The following is a 20293-nucleotide window of genomic DNA, read 5'->3' on the forward strand; positions in this document are numbered from 1 at the left end:
AATTAAATTTAAAGAAATGAAAAATATTAAAATATTATATGCCTTTTTTATATTGGCATTAGCTATAACTTCCTGTAAGCACGATGATTATTTTGTGGGTGGTACCTTACACAATCCAAAAGTAAACATGACTACTTACGATTACTTGAAGAGCAATAAAGATCAATTGTTTGATACATTACTCCTAATAGTTGATAAAACGGGTACAAAAGATAAAATAAATCAATCTGGAGTTACTTTTTTTGCGCCCACGGATTATTCGATTAAGGCATATTTGTTAAATAAAACATTAGAAGCCCAAAGAAAGGATCCCGCAAAAAGATACACCATAGACACATTAATTAAATATGATTTGTCTCACTTTACAGATTCAATTAACGTTTATATTATACCTAGCAAAGTAGAGGCTAGTGCTTTAAATGATAAAGGTACTTTATTTCAAACAGCTAAAGCAACAGTAAAAAGCGTAGTGTCTTATGAATATACAGACGATGTTAATTTAGGCTATAACCCAAATAGTGCTAATAAACCTCAAATCATGTACTATACCTTTTTGAAAAAAACACTTACACCGCCAATTGTTGCGTCAGAGATAAGCTCAGCTGATGGCGTTCGTAATAGGGTACAAACTTCGGGTATTGAAACAACCACAGGTATGTTGCACGTGTTAGAAAATGGTAAGCCAGATAGAACTGGGCACATCCTTTATTTTTCGCAAAAAAGAAATTAATTTAAACCTAATAAGATGAAATTATATAAATATTATGCATTAGGACTATTAAGTTTAATGGTTTTAATTATAGCTTGTAAAAAGCTCCCAGATGGGTTTTTAAGTGACGGCATTAGATATGAAGAAGACCCTGTTACCATACCACAAGGTCGTGCCTTAAATAGTACGGCATTAAATGTTGATGGCTCTACTCAACCAATGAAAATAAAAGTAGTTCACTTTTACGATAAAGCTACGGGTAAAATAGTTGATGAAATGTTCTTTAAAACTTACAAAATAAAAGTTTGGACAGGGATTTATGATCCAACTACAGACGTTACTGAAGCTTTAATTGCTAAAAAACAGAAAGATTCATTAGTTAACCCAATCCATATTAATGATGCAAGTGGGCAAGTTCAGGCGAATTATACGAGTAGCAATATTCCCGTAGGTAATTATACGTTTGATTTAGAGATTTCTAATCCAGCAGGGAAAAAAGTGTATCCAAAAATCGGGAACTTTAATGTAACTCCTTCTGTTGCTTATGAATTACCAGGTACGCCATACAATCAGCTAAGAAGAGTGGGCAATGAGGCCCAGTCGCAAAACATTGGAGTGCCAACAGTAACTATAGTTCGTACACCAAGTACAGAATTAAAAGTTATACTGAGAATGCTTGATAAAAATGGTGTAGCATTTAATCCACTGGCTGGAGAAATTGTAACACGCCCTTTAGCTGGATTAACTACTGGTGCGCTACAAACCATGAAAGATTATGCTATTAAAACTGTTATGTTTAATGATAGAATGGAATTTACTTTCGGAACAGTTCCATTTCCTTTAGTATCACTTGGTAATGGTTTTAATTATTACTACCGTATTCCAACTCAATTCGTAAAGTTTGATAATCCTACTTTAGGTTTGGATCAATGGTCTTCTAATCCGCGATTTGTTTTTCAATCATTTCAGGATGGAATTTATAACATCGATCTAAAATTCCCTGACATGTCTCATAGGTAGCCAATTGAAATATTAATTAAAGAGCCTCCCGATATTCGGGAGGCTTTTGTTATTTTAATAAGTTAATTTTAAGTTTATAGTGATTTGAGAAACTTCATCCTAAAATTCATACAATGAAAAAAATACTCTTCACCACCTTCCTCTTCATTTCTGTTATTCTAGTCAACGCACAGTCTTATACACCAACAGCGTCTAATCTCGAGTCTAGAAAATGGTTTAATGATGCTCGATTTGGACTATTTATTCACTGGGGCCCATTTAGTATTCCAGGTAGTGGAGAATGGGTAATGAATCAGCGTAAAATAACGGTTAATAATTATTCAAGACTAAAAGATTTTTTTAACCCTACCGCTTTTGATGCAGCGCAGTATGTAAGTATGGCTAAAAATGCAGGTATGAAGTATATCACTTTAATTACCCGCCATCATGATGGTTTTAGCATGTGGGACACTAAGTATTCTGATTTTAATATCATGAATACGCCATACAAAAAAGATATTGTTAAAATGTTTGCTGATGAATGCCATAAACAAGGCATAAAATTATTCTTATATTATTCATTGGTAGATTGGAGACGAGATGATTACCCAAGAGAAACTGGTAAAACAGGGCAATTCAGCGATCGTAAAGGCAGAAGTGATTATGCCAGTTACTTGCAATTCATGAAAAACCAATTAACAGAACTGCTAACTAATTATGGCGAAGTTGCTGGAATTTGGTTTGATGGTCATTGGGATCAAACTGCTCCAGAGGGCGAGAAAGACAGGACCTCTCGAATAGATTGGAAATACGAAGAAATTTATGGACTTATTCATAAACTGCAACCTCAATGTTTAATTGGTAATAATCACCACTTATCCCCATTTGTAGGCGAAGATTTTCAAATGTTTGAAAAGGATTTGCCAGGAGAAAATAAATCTGGACTAAGCTTTCAAGAGGCATCAGATAAATTGCCAGTAGAAGTTTGCGAAACCATTAACGGTTCTTGGGGTTTTAATTTAACGGACACTACCTATAAAACCCATAAGCAATTAATAGATTATCTAGTAAAAGCATCTTCTTTGGGTACAAACTTGCTACTTAATATAGGGCCAATGCCAAACGGACAAGTACAGCCAGAATTTGTAGAGCGTTTACAATGGATGGGAACTTGGCTAAAAACATATGGCGAAAGCATTTACGGAACTGAAGCTGGTTACTTGAAACCGCAAGAATGGGGCAGTATCACTAAAAAAGGCAACAGAATGTATATTCATATCTTAAACAGTAAAACAACGCAGGTTAACCTTCCCAATTTTCCGGTTAAGAAAATTAAGAAGGCTTTTTTGCTAAAAGATAATAGTTCGGTAACGACTAAAATTAATAATGGTACAGCAAACATTTCAGTTAATTTAACCGATAATGAACCTGATCGCGTAATTGTTTTAGAATTATAAGTAAGCTAGTTCTTGACTGCGATCAGCGACCCCTATTGAGGTAACAATTTCGTGCTCGTTGCAAATTATGGCGTTCATTTTTTGATATTTATAGGCTCAAACAACCTAAACAAATGAAGAGAATTTTTACCACAACACTTATTGCCTTAAGTTTTGTAAGCATTTCTTATGCTCAACAACGTCAACAAGGACAAAGACCAGCTGCTACAGCAAGTGCATCTACAACTACTGCTCCTGCTAAAGAAGAAACAAAAATCAATACCAATATTGCTTCTAGAACCATAGTTCCAGAGAGTTCGGTTGTAACCAATAAAACGGTAACCATAAACGGAAAAGCTATCCCTTACAAAGCTACAACAGGTACTTTGCCAGTTTGGGATGAAGACGGAAAACCAATCGCTGGTTTGTTTTATACTTATTACGAACGTTCTGATGTTCAAAATAAAGACAAAAGACCATTGGTGATTTCATTTAACGGTGGGCCGGGTTCTGCTTCAGTTTGGATGCATATTGCCTACACAGGGCCAGTTGTTCTAAACATAGACGATGAAGGATACCCAATTCAACCTTATGGGTATAAAGATAACAGTTCATCAATTTTAGATGTAGCAGATATTGTTTACATAGACCCAGTAAATACAGGCTATTCTCGTGCTACAAGCAAAGATGTACCGACAAGTAAGTTTTTTGGGGTTAGAGCAGATATCAAATACTTGGCGGAGTGGATCAATACATTTGTAACCCGCAACAACAGATGGGCATCTCCTAAATTTTTAATTGGCGAAAGTTATGGCACAACTCGTGTATCTGGCTTAGCCTTAGAATTGCAAAGTAACCAATGGATGTATTTAAATGGTGTAATTCTGGTTTCACCAACAGAATTAGGAATAGAAAGAGGTACTGTTGTAGAGGCAGCTTTGCGCTTACCATATTTTGCAGCAACGGCTTGGTACCATAAAATGTTACCTGCAGATTTGCAAGGCAAAAAACTGACTGCAATGCTACCGGAGGTAGAGAACTTTACCGTTAATGAGCTTATTCCTGCTATTGCAAAAGGTGGATTTTTACCTATGGCCGAAAAGCAAAAAATAGCTGCAAAAATGGCTAAATATTCTGGAATTTCAGAAAAGGTCATTTTGCAGAATAACTTAGATATATCAACCAATTTGTTTTGGAAAGAATTATTAAGAGATAAAGGATTTACCGTTGGAAGATTAGATTCGAGATATAAAGGTATTGATAAGGCTGATGCTGGCGAAGGACCAGATTATAATGCAGAATTAACGTCTTGGCTACATTCATTTACGCCTGCAATTAACATGTACATCCGTAATGAGCTTAATTATAAAACTGATTTAAAATATAACATGTTCGGACCAGTTAATCCTTGGGATAGAACAGGCGACCAAACAGGTGAGAATTTGAGATCTGCTATGGCGCAAAATCCATACTTACATGTATTGGTGCAATCTGGTTATTATGATGGTGCTTGCGATTATTTTAACGCTAAATATAACATGTGGCAAATGGACCCAAGTGGTAAATTGAAAGATAGAATGAGCTGGGAAGGATATGAAAGCGGCCATATGATGTATTTGCGCAAGCCAGATTTAAAAATGGGTAATGATCATATTAGAGATTTCATAGAAAAAGCAGTGCCTAAATTTGGTACACCAGCTAAGTTCTAAATCCATAAACATTAAGAAGTAATACGCTTATTGTTCTCTAGCTCTTCCTTAACTAACAAGTAGGTATCGGGGTTAACAAACTCATATCAAACAAGGATTTGATTAGGGGTTAACAGGGAGATTACCCCTGTTAACCCCCTGTTAGCTCCCTGTTGAATCCCTGTTGGTATATGATGGTGCCTAGATTGATTATAGCACAGTATAAAGATTTAACCAACTTAATTTCAGTACAAATTCTACATCTGCATTTCCCCAAGAGGAAAAAAACAGAATCTGAAGCCAATCGTTTTGAGGCAATCATCTTTAAGACCCATGTTAAACCAAGAATGGATTAAAAATGAGATGGTAAACTGCTAAGTACAAGCTTAATGGTGTCGATAAATAGTTGAGAGTTAGGAGTTAAGATGGAGTGGAGATGCCAAGCTCAAGATTCAAAACTCCGAACTATTTTAATTATATTAAGCTTTAATGTGTCTTCACTAACCAATTAGTTTTCTTAATTTCTTAACTTTTAGTTAACGCTATTTATCTAAATTTTTATTGTATTATGTTTCGGGATAATTCCTTATTTTTGTAACCCGCATATGGAACAGATCAAAACATCATTCGATTTCGAAAAACCTTTAGCTGATTTAATGCAGCAAATTGAAAAGGTAAAACAAGTTGCTGATAAAACTAAGGTAGACATGTCTGCAACTTTAGCAGAACTTGACGAAAAAGTAGCTCATACTAGTAAAAACCTATATAATAACCTAACAGGATGGCAGAAAGTTCAAATGTCTCGCCACGCTGAAAGACCTCAAACTTTAGACTATATCAATATGATTTGCGATGATTTCATCGAAATGCATGGGGATAGAACCGTAAAGGATGATAAGGCAATTATTGGTGGTTTTGCAACAATTGATGGTCAAACCGTTATGATTATCGGTCACCAAAAAGGAAAGAACACTAAAGAGCGTCAATATCGTAACTTCGGAATGGCAAACCCAGAGGGTTATAGAAAAGCTTTACGTTTAATGCGCTTAGCTGAGAAATTTAATAAGCCAGTTATTTCTTTTATTGATACAATGGGTGCTTACCCAGGTTTGGAAGCGGAAGAACGTGGACAAGGGGAAGCTATTGCCCGTAACTTGTTAGAGATGTCTGTTTTAAGAGTGCCAATTCTATGTTTTGTTGTAGGAGAAGGGGCATCTGGAGGAGCATTGGGTATTGGTATTGGCGATAAAGTTTATATGCTAGAGCATACTTGGTATTCTGTAATCTCACCAGAATCTTGTTCTTCTATTTTATGGAGAAGCTGGGATTTTAAAGAGAAAGCAGCAGAATGCTTGAAATTAACCTCAGACGATATGTTTAGCAATAAATTAATTGATGGTGTGGTAAAAGAACCACTTGGAGGCGCTCACCAAAATCCAGAGTTAATGGGCGAAACCTTAAAAGCCCAGATTTTAAAAGATTTAAAAGAATTAAAGAAAGTAAATACTGATAAACTAATATCAACTAGAATTGAGAAATTTTGTGATATGGGTGTAGTTGTAGAGAATTAGTTTTTTCTTTTGTCATTCAGAGTACAGCGAAGAATCTAGCGGAATAGATTCTTTTTATTAGATTCCTCCTCCAAGGGAGTCCCTTTGGGACAAAATCGGGAATGACAATCACACTAAGCATAAAAAAAGTCCCGATCATTTGATCGGGACTTTTTTAACAAAAGTCTTATTAGTTCAATAATAATTTTAAAGGTTCAGGAATAAAATTTTATGTAAGATCAATTGTTATTCGCAACATTTAGAATATCTAGGAGTACATATTTCTGGTGGAAAACCATTATTTACTATAGCTGGACATGACGTGCCCTCCAATATACAAACCCCTTTGCACTTCCCACTATCACTTTCATCGCCAACAACCTCATTACCACCCATTACTTTTTTCATTTCAGCTTTGCTGAGTAAATTTACCTTTTTCATAATTCAATTTTTTGATTTATGTAAATCTATGTAGTTGATTATTGTATTTTGTTCAAATTTAGAATAACATTATCTATTTTAGGAATGAATTCAATCTTTTCGGGAATAATTATATTCCTGAAAAGATTGAAATGGTTTTTAAATTACAATATGATTAGAAAATTTTTAATGACTAAAGCTGATATGAAAAATGTTTTAGGTGAAGAGATACGGAAATATAGAGATCAATCCTGTTATACCCAAGAATATATGGCAAGTGAACTGGGTATTGGTCAAAGTGCATATCAAAAAATCGAGTCAGGGGTCGTTAATATTTCAATGGAACGCCTTATGAAAATTGCTAAAATCTTAGGCAAGCCAATAGATGTATTTACAGGGAGTGGAGAAAGAATAAATGATTCTAGTTCAAATGTGAAGACAATAAACGTTAGTGAAAGAGAATGGAGTTTAACACAGAAAATAATTTTACAGCAAGAGAAAAGAATTGAAGAGTTGGAATCAAAACTTCAAAGAAGAGATGACAAGATATGGGAATTAAAACAAAAGTTAGATTTAGCTTAATAATAAAAAAGTCCCGATCATTTGATCGGGACTTTTTTATTGGTATGAATTTAACTATGGTTGTCGCTGACCGAAATACATGCTAAACCTACTAATTAAACTTTCATATTGTTTTTGAAGTTCTTCGGCAACTTTTGGTTGCTTATATTGAGTAGCAACTCTAGCCATTGGTTCTAATCCAAACATTAATCCCATTTGAATATTATTCATGCCCACTAACTTTTCTTTACTATCAGTAACATCAGCTAGGTAGGTGATTTCTTTTTGAATAAAAGCTGCAGACCTTTTAAGCAAATCATTTGCTCTCTGCGTTTCGCCTAAAATATATAGGTTTTGTGCCATTTGAGGTACACTCATCATGGTGCGAATGCCATAGATTTTAGTTGGCATTACCTCATCATATCTTTTCATCACCTTTTTAGCATCTGCTATTCTGCCAGCTTTAATTAAGCCTGTAGTTAAAGTGTTAAACATGTTATTAAAGATCGAAACATCATCGGTTGATTGAGCATCTAAATAAGAAGCAGTTTTAATATTACCCCATTTAAACTTATTCATGACATGTTGATACATAGGCTCCAAATTTGGAGCGCTCTCGCCAGAACTTCTATCTACAGTGCTATCAGGTTGTAATGGTAATAAACGTAAGGTCAAACCCTCGTTATATAGGTAATTATCTAAGCCGTTGTATTGCGAAGAGGGAACGGTACTACAGAAATAAATAGGCCTTTTCCAATTGTTGTGTGCCAGAATATCAAACATAGCTAAATTGCCTTTAGTTACATAGTCTTTGTTAAACTTCCACTCTAACGTGGGTGCTATTTTACTTAAATCACTAGCAGGTAAAGTCCCAGTTTTAATTACATCTTGTGGATTAACCGTTAGCTTAAAGTTTTTGGTAGGAATGTAGTTTGATTTACTTCCATCTCGCAATGCCAATTTATATTCAGGATTGTCAGATAATAAGAACTCTACAATTTGTTTCAATTCAACAGAACCTGGGATATTATTATCGTCATGATACATTACATCTCTAACCCCAGCAACATATTGAGATTCTTTCATCGAGAATGGCAAAGGTTCAGATTCATGGACCTTTCTCCTCATTCCGTTGATGTACCAATCTGTGTCAAATAAACTTAGGTTTACTAATCTGATATCCGGACGAACACCTTCAACTTCTTGAATGTACCAAAGGGGATAAGTATCATTATCGCCATAGGTAAAGAGTATTGCATTTGGTGCACATGATTCCATGTAACTTACTGCAATGTCATGCGCTAACATTTTTGTAGAGCGGTTATGGTCATCCCAACCCTGGCTTCCCATTAAAACAGGAGCTGCTAATAAAGCAAGTACAGTTGCTCCAATTGCTGCGGTTTGAGGCTGTAGCTTCTTAAATACCCATTCTTTAATGGCTAAAACACCAATTCCTATCCAAATGGCAAAGGCATAGAAAGAGCCTACATAGGCATAATCCCTTTCCCTTGGTTCCATTGGTTTTTGGTTAAGGTACAAAACAATTGCTACACCAGTACAGAAGAACAATAATCCAATAATTCCTGCATCTTTCTGATTGCGTTTAAAATGCCATAAAGCACCTAAAATCCCTAAAATTAATGGTAAAAAGAAGAAACGATTATAAGAAGTGCTCTCTGCAATTGTTGGAGGAAGGTTTTTCTGGTCACCTAAAAAGATTTTATCTATTGGTTTGATACCACTTAACCATTGCCCTTCATAATAGCTTCCTTGGCCTTGATCTTCATTTTGTCTGCCAATAAAATTCCAAGCGAAATAGCGCATGTACATAAAGCCAACTTGGTAGCTCGCAAAGAATTTAAAGTTGTCTACTGTAGAAGGGAAGTCCTGATCATTAAGGCTTAACCAATCTTTATAATATTTAACATGTCCCTGGTCATCACTATACATTCTAGGAAAAAGTACTTCGTGCTGTAATCTTTTTATACTGTCTGGTAAATTTTCATTTTCACCATAAATACGATCTGTTTTTATGTCGGCAACTTCATATTTCGTTTCGCCTTTTCTATAGGTTTTTCCAGTTTGAACGGTTGCATAGCCAGTTAGGTCATCGTTATATTTCGGAATTGAGTTATAGTTAGGGCCATAAACTAATGGTCTGTCACCATATTGTTCACGATTTAAATAACTTAAAAACGAGAATGCATTATCTGGATTACTGTTGTTTAAATTAGGCTTGGCTTGAGCTCTAATTAAAATCATGGCAAATGAAAAGTAGCCAAATATGATTAATGTGGTAGAAAGTAAAGCAAGATTTAAAATTTTCTTTTGGTGTTTGATAGAATATCTAATCCCTATAACTAAACCTGTAATCAATAAAATTACAAAGAATAAAACGCCCGTTCCAAAGCCTAAGCCTAAGGTATTAACAAAGAATAAATCGAAATAAGCACCGAAAGAAACTAAATATTGAACAATAAAATATTGTATGAAGGCTAAAATTAATATACCAATACCTAATGTTTTAAATACGCCTGCGTTAGTTGCTTTTTTAGTTTTTCTAAAATAATAAACAAATGCTAGGGCTGGTATAGTTAATAAGTTTAATAAGTGGATACCTATTGAAAGGCCCATTATATAGGCGATGAATAATAACCATTTATCAGCACGTGGTTCATCTGCAATGGCTTCCCATTTTAAAACAGCCCAAAAAACAACTGCTGTTGCTAATGATGATAAGGCATAAACCTCTGACTCCACTGCTGAGAACCAGAAACTATCAGAGAAGGTATAAGCTAAAGCACCAACTGCCCCAGCTCCCATTATGGTGATTAGGTTCGTTGTACTCACTACTTCTTCGCCTTTAGCAATAATCTTTTTAGCCAATGCGGTAATCGTCCAAAACAAGAATAGTATAGTCGCCGCACTTGCCAATGCAGAGCCAACATTCATGAAATAAGCCACTTTCGTATTGTCGCCCATGGCAAATAACGAAAAGAAACGTTGTATCATTAAAAACAGTGGAGCGCCTGGTTGGTGAACCACTTGCATTTTTAATGCTGCGGAAATAAACTCACCACAATCCCAAAAACTTACAGAAGGTTCTAAAGTAGAAATATAGGTTACAGCTGCTAATAAGAAACAAAACCAGCCTACAAGGTTGTTTATTTTTGAATATTTCATTCTATAAATGGATAAAAATTAACGCTATTTGAACATAAAAATGCTGCCGAAAATAAAGAAATAGATTGATATAAGTACAAACATTTAACGTCTTTTAACAAAAAATTAACGCTTTATTAGCGCTTGGAATAGGGTTTTGAAAATATTTTAATTTTTTTTGACTTGAGACTTGCAGCATAAAAAAATAAGCGTAAATTTGCATTCCATTTCAGAACAACGGATGGGAAATAAAATTGTCCGATAGTATAAGGGTAGTACAACGGTTTTTGGTACCGTTTGTCTTGGTTCGAATCCAGGTCGGACAACAAATTTTTTTCGGATTGTGAGTAAGACCGCAATCCGATTTTTTTTAACCAGCATTGATACCCACAAATCATGCCATTGCAATTTAACCCAGTTAAGATTTTTGCCGGAAGCGGTACAAAAGATTTAGCGAAAAAAATTGCCGACGCTTACGGCAAGCCATTAGGAAGCGTTACTTTAAGTCGCTTTAGCGATGGCGAGTTTCAACCTTCATTTGATGAGTCGATTAGAGGGAGCGATGTATTTTTGGTACAGTCTACCTATCAGCCTAGCGATAATTTAATGGAACTTTTGTTAATGGTTGATGCAGCGAGAAGAGCATCAGCACATTATATTACTGCAGTTGTTCCATATTATGGATTGTCTCGTCAGGATAGAAAAGACAAACCACGTGTGGCAATTGGAGCGAAGTTGGTTGCTAACTTATTAAAAACAGCAGGTATCCATCGCATCATGACTATGGATTTACATGCTGCACAGATACAAGGTTTCTTTGATATTCCGGTGGATCACTTAGATGGATCGGTAATTTTTGTTCCTTATATCAAAAGCTTAGGCTTAAAGAATTTAACCATTGCATCACCAGATATGGGTGGATCTTACAGAGCTCGTACTTTTGCCAAGTTTTTTAATGCAGAAGTTGTCATTTGTGATAAACGTCGTTTACGTGCCAATGAAATCGAATCGATGTCGATTATTGGAGATGTAAAAGGTTTAGATGTAGTTTTGATGGATGATATTTGCGATACCGCTGGTACATTGGCTAAAGCAGCAGCCTTGATCATGGAAAACGGGGCAAGTAGCGTGAGGGCGGTTTGTACGCATGCAGTTTTATCTGGTAAAGCGTATGAAACCATAGAAAATTCAATGTTAGAGGAATTAATCGTAACAGATACCATTCCACTAAAACAAGAGAGTGCTAAAATTAAGGTGTTGAGTACAGCTAAATTATTTGCAAAGGCAATTGCTAATGTAAATGAGCATGGTTCAATCAGTGATCTGTTTAAAGTTTAATAAAAGGTAGAAGGTAAAAGGCTTAGGGTCTAAATACTAGCTACTAAATACTATATACTAATAAAAATAAATAAAAATGAAAACAATCGCTATTAGCGGTTCTCCAAGAGAGAACGTAGGGAAACGCGATGCTAAAGAGCTTCGCTATGAAGGTAAAGTTCCTGCAGTATTGTATGGTGGTAAAGAGCAAATGCACTTTGCGGTATTAATAACAGACTTAAACGCTGCTATTTTTACACCAGAAGCTAACTTTTTAGAAATCACTGTTGGTGGCACTAAAGTTAAAGCTATCATCAAAGAAGCACAATATCATCCATTAACAGATTTATTATTACATGTAGATTTTCTTCAATTATTTGACGAGAAAGAAATCACGATGGAAATCCCTGTTAAATTAACTGGAACTTCTCCAGGTGTTAAAATGGGTGGTAAATTAGTTCAAAAATTACGTAAACTACGCGTAAAATCATTACCTAAAAATATGCCTCAAGTAGTTGAGGTTAGCATTTCGAAAATGGAAGTTGGAAATTTATTCCGCGTTCGTGATTTGCAAAAAGGTGATTACGTTGTAACTAACACACCAGAAGATACTATCGTTTCTGTAGGTATGTCTAGGGCATTAAAACAAGCAGAAACTGAAGCAGCTAAAGGCAAGTAAGCTTTGGCAGTTTTGAGTTATTTCAAACAACGAGCGGTAAGGAAGAAATTCTTTACCGCTTCTTTTTTTATCAGGATTTTAGGATTTGCAGGATTTTCAAGATGATGGGAATTGTATTGGCTTAATTACATTTAGAATTTTTCTTTCATACTTCCTGACTTTCGAACTTTCGGACTTTTATTCTAACTTTGCAAAATGAAATATCTCATTGTTGGTTTGGGCAATATTGGTCCGGAATATGCCAACACACGACATAACATCGGCTTTAATATTGCAGACCAGCTAGTAAAAGACTTAGATGGAAGTTTTGATCTTTTAAAGTTGGCTTATTATGCTGAAGTAAGTTTTAAGGGCAAAAAACTGCACGTGATTAAGCCAACCACTTATATGAATCTAAGTGGTAAGGCAGTTAATTACTGGATGAAGGATTTAAAAATTGCTCCGGAAAACGTACTGGTTTTAGTTGATGATTTAGCCTTGCCTTTAGGAAAACTAAGAATGAAACTACAAGGTAGCAGTGCAGGCCATAATGGTTTAAAAAGCATTGAAGAGCTTTGTGGCGGACAAAATTATGCGCGCTTACGCTTTGGTATTAGTGATAATTTTAGAAAGGGACAGCAAGCAGATTATGTATTGGGCTTATTTGATAAGGATGAGCAAAAAGAATTGCCAACTTTAATTAATCGTGGTGTAACCATGATCAAGAGTTTTGTAACCATTGGCCCTGCGCAAACGATGACCCTGTTTAATAAATAACTATTTCATAACAAAACTACTAATCTTATCATAGAGTAATTCTGGCTCAAAGGTTTTATTTAATACCTCATTAGCGCCAGCATCAAGTGCAATTTTCTTATCACTTTCCATGATGGATGCAGAAAAGGTAATAATTGGAATATTTTCTTTCCCAGGAACTTCTCCATTTCTAATCAGTGCAATGGCCTGTAATCCATTCATTACTGGCATATAGTTATCCATTAAAATGAGATCATAATCGTTTTCAGCGAGTTTTTCTAAGGCTTCTTTTCCATTTTCAACTACATCAGGCACAATAGCCCATCCTTTTAATGTAGCAATTATTAGATGTTTATTAATTGGATTGTCTTCTGCAACTAATATTTTAACGTGCTTTAAAGGGGGGAACTGATTGACTCTTAATTCTTTTGGTTCCTCTTTTTTTATTTCTTCAACAACTTCATACCAATTGGTAAAGGAGAAAGTACTTCCCTTATTTATTTCACTCTCTATATTTAAAACACCACCTTTTAATTTGGCCAAATTCTTAACAATAGACAAACCTAAACCAGTTCCGCCAAACTTAAGCGTAGTGTCATCACTCCCTTGTTCAAACACTTCAAATACCTTGTGAATGTTTTCTTTTGGAATACCAATTCCAGTATCTATAATTGAAAATTTGATGCGTTTATTGTTTCCTTTTTTATCAAGAACCTCAATCTTCAACTTAACAGAACCTTCTGTGGTAAACTTAATAGCATTTCCAATTAAATTCATCAGAATCTGATTTAACCTTAATGAGTCGGCTAGGATTACCTTAGGTAAATCTTTATCTAGCTCTAGCTTTAACTCTATGTTTTTTGCTTTAGCACCTATGCTTAACAAATTAATTACAGCATTGCCTAGCTTTTCTAAATCAGTTTCAGCTCTTATTATTTTAAACTTCCCAGCTTCAATTTTGGAAAGATCTAATACATCGTTAATAATTCCCAATAAAGAGTTGGATGAAATTTCTAATAATTCTATCATTTGCTTCTGCTCAGCTGATAGGGGAGTGTCTAGTAATACATTTACTAGACCAATTATCCCATTTATAGGAGTGCGTATTTCATGGCTCATATTAGCCAAGAAGTTTTCCTTTATTTTTTTACCTTGCTCAGCAAGCTCTTTAGCTTTAATTAGTTCTTTTTGATAGCTCTCTAATTGTATGTTTTTTGCCTTAATTTCTCTCTGGTTACGAACAAGTTGAACAAAAGAATCAACTTTAGCAGAAGTAACGAATGGGTTTAAAGGTTTATATAAATAATCAACTGCACCAACGTTGAGCCCTCTTACTGCATATTTAGTTTCAACAGAAATGGCTGTAACAAAAACAATCAATATATCTTTTGTCCTTGGATTACTTTTTAGTATTTCTACCAGTTCAAATCCATCCATTTCTGGCATTTGTACATCAACTAATGCAATAGCAATATCATTCTCCCAAGAAATACGTAATGCTTCATTTGGTAAAGTTGTACTAATGATATTTATATCATTTCTATCTAACAGGGCCTCTAATGCAACCAAGTTTTCTATTTTATCATCAACAATTAAAACGTTAATTTTTTCCATGGTTTTGCTTGATTAGGGCGATGTGTTTAAAGGTATTTTTTGGTAAATATTATTTTTTTTGTCTATGATCTTAAAAAGAGCTAATAAATTGGAATTTCTAATACTTTCCTTAGAGCCCAAGCATAAAAAGCCAAAATTAGCTAAACTATTATAAAATAGTTCAATTACTTTATTTTGTAATTCTTTGCTAAAGTATATTAATACATTTCTACAGGAAATAACCTGAAATTCATTAAAAACACCATCTGATATTAAGTTATGCACAGAGAACAACGTGTTTTTTTTAAGCGCATGCTTAATGGCAACGGCATCATATTTAGCTGTATAATATTTTGCAAGCGAATTAATAGCTCCGGTTGCTAAATAGTTCTCTGAATACTGTTTCATTTGTTTTAAACTATAGATGCCATTTTTGGCCATACTCAAAACTTTTGAATTCACATCAGTTCCATAAAAAAAACTCCTCTGATATAGATTCTCATCAGCAAAAAGCATTGCAAACGAATAAAGTTCTTCGCCCGTAGAACAACCCGCATTCCAAATTTTTATATGCTGATAAGAGCTTAGGTAGGGAATAATATTTTCTTTAACTGATTTATAAAATAATGGGTCTCGAAACATTTCCGTAACATTTACAGTTACTTGAATTAAAAAATGCTCAAAATAGTTGGCATCATTTGTTAGCAATGTTCTTAAATCAAAAAGACTTAATTTTTCTAAGATCATTAACTTGGTTACCTGTCTCTTAAATGAGGCTTGAGAATATACGCTAAAATCAAAATCATGGACTTTCCTAATGATTAAAATTAGTTCATTTAGTTCTTCATTGCTAATTGTTAATGATGAGTGTTCCAATGCTAAATGTTTTTAGTTGCTTAACCAAACTCTCATCATTGAAAGTAATTTGTCTATATCAACTGGTTTAGAAATATAATCGTTTGCTCCAGCTTCAATACATTTTTCCCTATCATTCTTCATTGCCTTTGCTGTTAAAGCAATGATTGGTAATTTTAGAAACTTTTTCTGTTTTCTAATGGCGGCCATTGCTTCATAACCATCCATCTCAGGCATCATGATATCCATTAGGACTAAATCAATTTCAGGGTTTTCTTCCAATTTCTCAATTGCTTCACGACCATTATTTGCAATTACAATATTCATTTCATAAGCTTGCAGGGCAGTAGATAACGCGAAGATATTACGCATATCGTCATCTGTAACTAAAATGGTTTTATCTTTTAATGCCTTTTCCAAAGTTGATAAGCTTTTTCCTTCCTTAACTGATGGTTGCTTTTGCTTGGTATTCAGTTTATTCATGAACAAACTTACTTCATCAATAAGTCTATCATTAGACTTATCTGTTTTTAACACCATGGCCTCAGAGTAACGCATGATCCTGTACATTTGCTCTTTTTCTAGCTCCATTGCTGTGTTAATTACAACAGGGATGTGTAATAATGCCGGGTCGGCCTTTATCTTATCCAATAAGTCGAAACCAGAAATATCAGGAAGGTTTAGGTCTAGGATGATGCAGTCAAACTTGTGGTCTTCTAGAATGGTTATGGCTTCATTCCCTGAATAAACTTGTGTTACTTCGGCACCTCTATCTAACAATTGTTGTGCTAATAACTGACTTTGAGTTTCCTGATCTTCTATCAATAAAACTTTATTAAATTGTTGAGCAATAGAAAAATTTGAAAGTGAATTAAATGCTGTTGCCAATTCTTTTTCATCAATTGGCTTTTTCAGAAATCCAACCGCACCTTCTTGTTTGGCCTTGCTTAATTTCTCATCTCTAGCAGACATGATATGAACAGGGATATGCTTGGTAATTGGATTCGCTTTGAGTTTTTTAAGAATCATCCACCCATCCATTACGGGAAGCATAATATCTAATATAATTGCATCTGGAACCTGACTTATGGCCATATCTAAGCCAATATCGCCACTATGCGCAAGAATAGGCTCAAAACCTTTTTCAATTGCATAATCCTTCAAAATGTCAGCAAAGTTAAGGTCGTCTTCTATTATTAATAGCACATTTTTCTCTCTTTCAATTTTAAAAGGAGTGTTAAAGTTTATAGGTTCTTCTATTTCCCGTGCCTCCTCTATTTCAATCTCATTATCAAATAAGTCTGATGCAGTATGTTCTACCGGAATAAATAGCGTAAATGTACTTCCAGTACCTAGTTCACTCTTAATTTGTATTTCGCCACCTAAAATATGTGCTATTTCTTTGCTAATTGATAAACCTAAGCCAGTGCCTCCATATTTTCTGCTTGTAGATCCATCAGCCTGTTGAAATGCTTCGAAGATAACCTTTTGTTTATCAGTAGAAATACCAATACCAGTATCAACAATCTCTATTGCTATTACAGGATTTGAATTATTTCTTAGCTGTTCTGAATAATAAGAGGTCTCTTTATCAGTTACGGAAATATTTAAGGTTACAGCGCCTTTCTCAGGAGTAAATTTAAAAGCATTTGACAATAGGTTTTTGATCACCTGCTCTAATCTACCTTGATCTGTAGTAAAACTACTAGGTAAATTCTGTGAAATGTTAACTTCAAAATTTACTTTTTTGTTTTTTGCAACCTCATTAAACAAAGCTTCCATATTTTGTTTAACTTCTAATGGCCTTACAGTTTCAATACTAAGGTCTATCTTGCCAGCTTCAATCTTAGATAGGTCTAAAATGTCATTAATTAGGTTCAATAAATCTGTACCGGCATTATGGATTACACCAGCATATTTGATTTGATCTTCATTTAGGTTATCTGGCTTGTTTTCTTTTAATATTCTAGCTAATATTAAAATACTGTTTAAAGGAGTACGTAACTCATGGCTCATGTTTGCTAAAAACTCCGATTTATATTTACTAGAGATTTCAAGCTCTTTTGCCTTTAAGCCCATGGCTTCCCTTGCCTGATTAATGGAAACATTTTTTTCCTCTAATAAAAGTGCTTTTTCTTCAAGTTCTAAGTTGGTTTGTCTTAGTTCTTCTTGTTGTACCCTCAGCTCTTCTTCAGATGCTTGAAGTTCCTCATTCGTAGTCCTTAGTTCTTCTTGTTGCGCTTCTAATTCCTCTGCCTGTTGTTGGGTTTGTTCAAAAAGATCCCTTAAAATAACTCTTGAAAAGGCACTGTTAATAGCAATGCCAACATTCTCAGCTATTCCACTTAAAAATAAACCCATTGCTTCATTAGGTGCATTATTTAAGCCTAATTCGATTACTGCGATAGTTTCATTTTGAAATAGAACAGGGCAAAGATGAATGTAACGAGGAGGGGCAGAACCTAATCCCGAACTAATTTTAATGTAATCTGAAGGCACGTCACTTAATAGCTTTGATTTTTTCTCCAGTGCTACCTGCCCAATAAAACCATCACCTAAATTATAATGTTTTTTAATACCTTTTATAGCGTAAGCATAAGCCCCACTTAATTCAAAGCCCTTCTCTTTATTACCTAGAAAAATAGCGCCAATAGGTGCGTTGATATAATTACAGATACTAGAAATAATATTGTTGGCCAGTTCCTCTATTTCTTGTTCGCCTCGCATGGCTTCATTTACAAGCTTTACTCCAGATAGCAACCAATTTTTTTGCTCGTTTTCTGTGGATAGTAATTCTAGTTGAGTATTGTTTTGGCGAATTTGTATCTCTGTTTCTTTTTGCTGGTCAAATGTTCGTCTGATATAAGATAGTAGGAATAAGATTAATCCAAAAATGATTATCGAACTTAAAACTACGATTAAGGTAGTTTGTTTGCTGCTAGCTTGAGCTTCTATTTTTCTTTGTTTCAGTAGAACAAATTCCACGTTAATCATTTGTTGACTGATTTTTAGGATCTGATCTTTAAAAAATTTTCCTTTATCTGTTTGAATTACCCGAACAGCAGCTTCAGGGCCTTGTTCTTTATTGGAAGAAAGGACTAGCTCCATGTCGGCTATTTTAAGTTCAGCGTAATGAATTAATGAATCCACATTACGTACCTGCTTTGGGTTATCATTAACTAATAATTTTAAACTATGAAGAGTAGGTATAATTTTTTTTACGTTTTGAGTATAAGGCGTTAAGTATTTTTCTCTTTGAGTTAAAATATATCCCCTAAAACCAGTCCCTGAGTTTAACAAATAAACCTCAGTTTCTCTGATTTTATCGATAACCTCGTAGGTATGCGATTGCCATGTCGCATCTTCATTTAATTTTTTAATACTTAAATATGAACTTATTGCCGAAATTAGCACAAAAGTGAGCGAGACTGCAAATCCAGTAAGTACCTGTTGCTTAAAAGAGAGTTTAAACATTTAATAAGAATTAATATATAATGCCAGCCACGTGAAACACCTATCAAATGGACAACATACAATATTAACGATAATATGAGATTTTCTTTAGTAAAGAAACAAATTTATAAGACTTGTAAACAATCACTGTAAGTTGTTCCTATCGGGATAATTTGTTCCCCAATCCAAACCTGTGAACGATCATATTTGCTGATTTTATTTTTGGCGATTATAAATGCTCTATGCGTTCTAATGAATTGCTTATTTGGCAGCAAATCCACCAGCTCATTTATCGTAATACGAGAACTTAACAATTTGCCGTTGCTTAGATGAAATTGGGTATAGTTTCCAGATGCTTCGATGTAAAAGATATCGTTATATAAAACTTTTATTTGCTCATAGCCGTCTTTAATGAAAATGAAATCAGCTTTGCTTTCTGGAGCTTGATTGCGTAAATCAAAAAGTTCTTTGGCTTTGTTACATGCTTTTAAGAACCTAGAAAGTGAAAATGGTTTTAACAAGTAATCAACAGCATCAAGTTCAAAACTCTGAACTGCATGTTCGCTGTAAGCTGTAGTAAAAATAACCATTGGTGGTTTACTCAATGCTTTTAGAAATTCAATTCCACTAATGTCAGGCATCTTAATGTCTAAGAAAATTAAATCCACTTTGTATTGTTGCAAATAGGTAATTGCTTCAAAAGCATTAGTAAATTGGGCTTTTAACTCAATAAATGGCACCTTGCTAGCATGGGCTGCAACAATATCTAAGGCTATTGGTTCGTCATCTATTGCTATGGCAATCATTTATAGTTAGGTTGTCAGGCTGAGCGTAGTCGAAGCCTATTTTTTAATATAATTTTTATGGCTGGTATTATTTTTGCAAATTGACAGATCTTTTAGTTTCTCCCAATTATCATTAATTATTGCTTCTTTCTTTTTTCTAGTCCAACCTTTAATTTGCTGCTCAAAATCGATTGCTTGATTTACATCTGTAAAATTTTCACAAAACAATAAAATTAAAGATCTTCTTTTATAAGTGTAACAGGTAATATTTTCGCCATTTTGATGCTCATAAAACCTTCTATGTCATTCGTAATTCCAGTACAATAGGAGCCATCACTACATTTTAAAATA

16 protein-coding genes are annotated in these 20293 nt (G+C 34.4%); 9 read left to right on the plus strand and 7 right to left on the minus strand.

What is annotated here, in order from left to right; all coding sequences use genetic code 11:
* Nucleotides 1–16 precede the first annotated feature (16 nt).
* From EZ428_RS19950 to EZ428_RS19970, 5 genes are all read left to right on the plus strand, one after another.
* Nucleotides 17–730 carry a fasciclin domain-containing protein gene (locus EZ428_RS19950; protein ID WP_165501840.1) on the plus strand — a complete coding sequence of 238 codons (714 nt, stop codon included), beginning with the start codon at nt 17–19 and terminating at the stop codon, nt 728–730.
* A gap of 15 nt (nt 731–745) precedes the next feature.
* The gene (locus EZ428_RS19955; RefSeq protein WP_131554974.1) at nt 746–1729 is read left to right on the plus strand and encodes a DUF5007 domain-containing protein; all 984 of its coding nucleotides are present in this window, start codon (nt 746–748) and stop codon (nt 1727–1729) included.
* Between the two features lie 113 nt (nt 1730–1842).
* Nucleotides 1843–3165, plus strand: coding sequence for an alpha-L-fucosidase (locus EZ428_RS19960; protein WP_131554975.1), 1323 nt, complete (start codon nt 1843–1845; stop codon nt 3163–3165).
* Between the two features lie 113 nt (nt 3166–3278).
* Nucleotides 3279–4853 carry a S10 family peptidase gene (locus EZ428_RS19965; protein ID WP_131554976.1) on the plus strand — a complete coding sequence of 525 codons (1575 nt, stop codon included), beginning with the start codon at nt 3279–3281 and terminating at the stop codon, nt 4851–4853.
* Nucleotides 4854–5437: 584 nt separating this feature from the next.
* Complete coding sequence (locus EZ428_RS19970) at nt 5438–6403, plus strand: acetyl-CoA carboxylase carboxyltransferase subunit alpha (protein ID WP_131554977.1); 966 nt, start codon at nt 5438–5440, stop codon at nt 6401–6403.
* A gap of 225 nt (nt 6404–6628) precedes the next feature.
* Here the strand turns inward: EZ428_RS19970 and EZ428_RS19975 are convergent, their stop codons facing one another.
* Nucleotides 6629–6823, minus strand: coding sequence for a hypothetical protein (locus EZ428_RS19975; RefSeq protein ID WP_131554978.1), 195 nt, complete (start codon nt 6821–6823; stop codon nt 6629–6631).
* A 150-nt stretch (nt 6824–6973) separates the two neighbouring features.
* Here EZ428_RS19975 and EZ428_RS19980 point away from each other — a divergent pair, with 150 nt between their 5' ends.
* Complete coding sequence (locus EZ428_RS19980) at nt 6974–7384, plus strand: helix-turn-helix domain-containing protein (protein WP_205945768.1); 411 nt, start codon at nt 6974–6976, stop codon at nt 7382–7384.
* Between the two features lie 54 nt (nt 7385–7438).
* Here EZ428_RS19980 and EZ428_RS19985 read toward each other — a convergent pair whose 3' ends face one another.
* Nucleotides 7439–10546 carry a glycosyltransferase family 117 protein gene (locus EZ428_RS19985; protein ID WP_131554979.1) on the minus strand — a complete coding sequence of 1036 codons (3108 nt, stop codon included), beginning with the start codon at nt 10544–10546 and terminating at the stop codon, nt 7439–7441.
* Nucleotides 10547–10921: 375 nt separating this feature from the next.
* On the opposite strand from EZ428_RS19985, the gene EZ428_RS19995 reads away from it, so the two are divergent.
* The 3 genes from EZ428_RS19995 (at nt 10922) to pth (ending at nt 13277) form a co-directional block, all read left to right on the plus strand.
* Entirely contained in the window at nt 10922–11863 is a 942-nt protein-coding gene (locus EZ428_RS19995; RefSeq protein WP_131554980.1) for a ribose-phosphate pyrophosphokinase, read from the plus strand.
* A gap of 76 nt (nt 11864–11939) precedes the next feature.
* Entirely contained in the window at nt 11940–12521 is a 582-nt protein-coding gene (locus tag EZ428_RS20000; protein WP_131554981.1) for a 50S ribosomal protein L25/general stress protein Ctc, read from the plus strand.
* A 195-nt stretch (nt 12522–12716) separates the two neighbouring features.
* Nucleotides 12717–13277, plus strand: a complete 561-nt coding sequence (gene pth, locus EZ428_RS20005) for an aminoacyl-tRNA hydrolase (protein WP_131554982.1) — start codon at nt 12717–12719, stop codon at nt 13275–13277.
* On the opposite strand, the gene EZ428_RS20010 is transcribed toward pth, so the two are convergent.
* The 5 genes from EZ428_RS20010 to EZ428_RS24320 form a co-directional block, all read right to left on the minus strand.
* Nucleotides 13278–14870, minus strand: a complete 1593-nt coding sequence (locus EZ428_RS20010) for a response regulator (protein WP_131554983.1) — start codon at nt 14868–14870, stop codon at nt 13278–13280.
* A gap of 12 nt (nt 14871–14882) precedes the next feature.
* Nucleotides 14883–15725, minus strand: coding sequence for a CheR family methyltransferase (locus tag EZ428_RS20015; RefSeq protein WP_225871109.1), 843 nt, complete (start codon nt 15723–15725; stop codon nt 14883–14885).
* A gap of 12 nt (nt 15726–15737) precedes the next feature.
* Nucleotides 15738–19178: a response regulator gene (locus EZ428_RS20020; protein WP_131554984.1), complete on the minus strand. Its 3441-nt coding sequence runs from the start codon at nt 19176–19178 to the stop codon at nt 15738–15740.
* A 104-nt stretch (nt 19179–19282) separates the two neighbouring features.
* Nucleotides 19283–19963, minus strand: coding sequence for a LytR/AlgR family response regulator transcription factor (locus EZ428_RS20025; protein ID WP_131554985.1), 681 nt, complete (start codon nt 19961–19963; stop codon nt 19283–19285).
* Between the two features lie 36 nt (nt 19964–19999).
* Complete coding sequence (locus tag EZ428_RS24320) at nt 20000–20209, minus strand: hypothetical protein (RefSeq protein ID WP_317126462.1); 210 nt, start codon at nt 20207–20209, stop codon at nt 20000–20002.
* Between the last annotated feature and the right edge of the window lie 84 nt (nt 20210–20293).

Source organism: Pedobacter frigiditerrae, assembly GCF_004331645.1.
In the GTDB taxonomy this organism is placed as follows: Bacteria; Bacteroidota; Bacteroidia; order Sphingobacteriales; family Sphingobacteriaceae; genus Pedobacter; species Pedobacter frigiditerrae.

Coding starts and splice junctions, on each gene's coding strand:
- EZ428_RS19950 (WP_165501840.1), top strand. CDS start 17: ATGAAAAATATTAAAATATTATATGCCTTTTTTATATTGGCATTAGCT.
- EZ428_RS19955 (WP_131554974.1), top strand. CDS start 746: ATGAAATTATATAAATATTATGCATTAGGACTATTAAGTTTAATGGTT.
- EZ428_RS19960 (WP_131554975.1), top strand. CDS start 1,843: ATGAAAAAAATACTCTTCACCACCTTCCTCTTCATTTCTGTTATTCTA.
- EZ428_RS19965 (WP_131554976.1), top strand. CDS start 3,279: ATGAAGAGAATTTTTACCACAACACTTATTGCCTTAAGTTTTGTAAGC.
- EZ428_RS19970 (WP_131554977.1), top strand. CDS start 5,438: ATGGAACAGATCAAAACATCATTCGATTTCGAAAAACCTTTAGCTGAT.
- EZ428_RS19975 (WP_131554978.1), bottom strand. CDS start 6,823: ATGAAAAAGGTAAATTTACTCAGCAAAGCTGAAATGAAAAAAGTAATG.
- EZ428_RS19980 (WP_205945768.1), top strand. CDS start 6,974: ATGATTAGAAAATTTTTAATGACTAAAGCTGATATGAAAAATGTTTTA.
- EZ428_RS19985 (WP_131554979.1), bottom strand. CDS start 10,546: ATGAAATATTCAAAAATAAACAACCTTGTAGGCTGGTTTTGTTTCTTA.
- EZ428_RS19995 (WP_131554980.1), top strand. CDS start 10,922: ATGCCATTGCAATTTAACCCAGTTAAGATTTTTGCCGGAAGCGGTACA.
- EZ428_RS20000 (WP_131554981.1), top strand. CDS start 11,940: ATGAAAACAATCGCTATTAGCGGTTCTCCAAGAGAGAACGTAGGGAAA.
- pth (WP_131554982.1), top strand. CDS start 12,717: ATGAAATATCTCATTGTTGGTTTGGGCAATATTGGTCCGGAATATGCC.
- EZ428_RS20010 (WP_131554983.1), bottom strand. CDS start 14,870: ATGGAAAAAATTAACGTTTTAATTGTTGATGATAAAATAGAAAACTTG.
- EZ428_RS20020 (WP_131554984.1), bottom strand. CDS start 19,178: ATGTTTAAACTCTCTTTTAAGCAACAGGTACTTACTGGATTTGCAGTC.
- EZ428_RS20025 (WP_131554985.1), bottom strand. CDS start 19,963: ATGATTGCCATAGCAATAGATGACGAACCAATAGCCTTAGATATTGTT.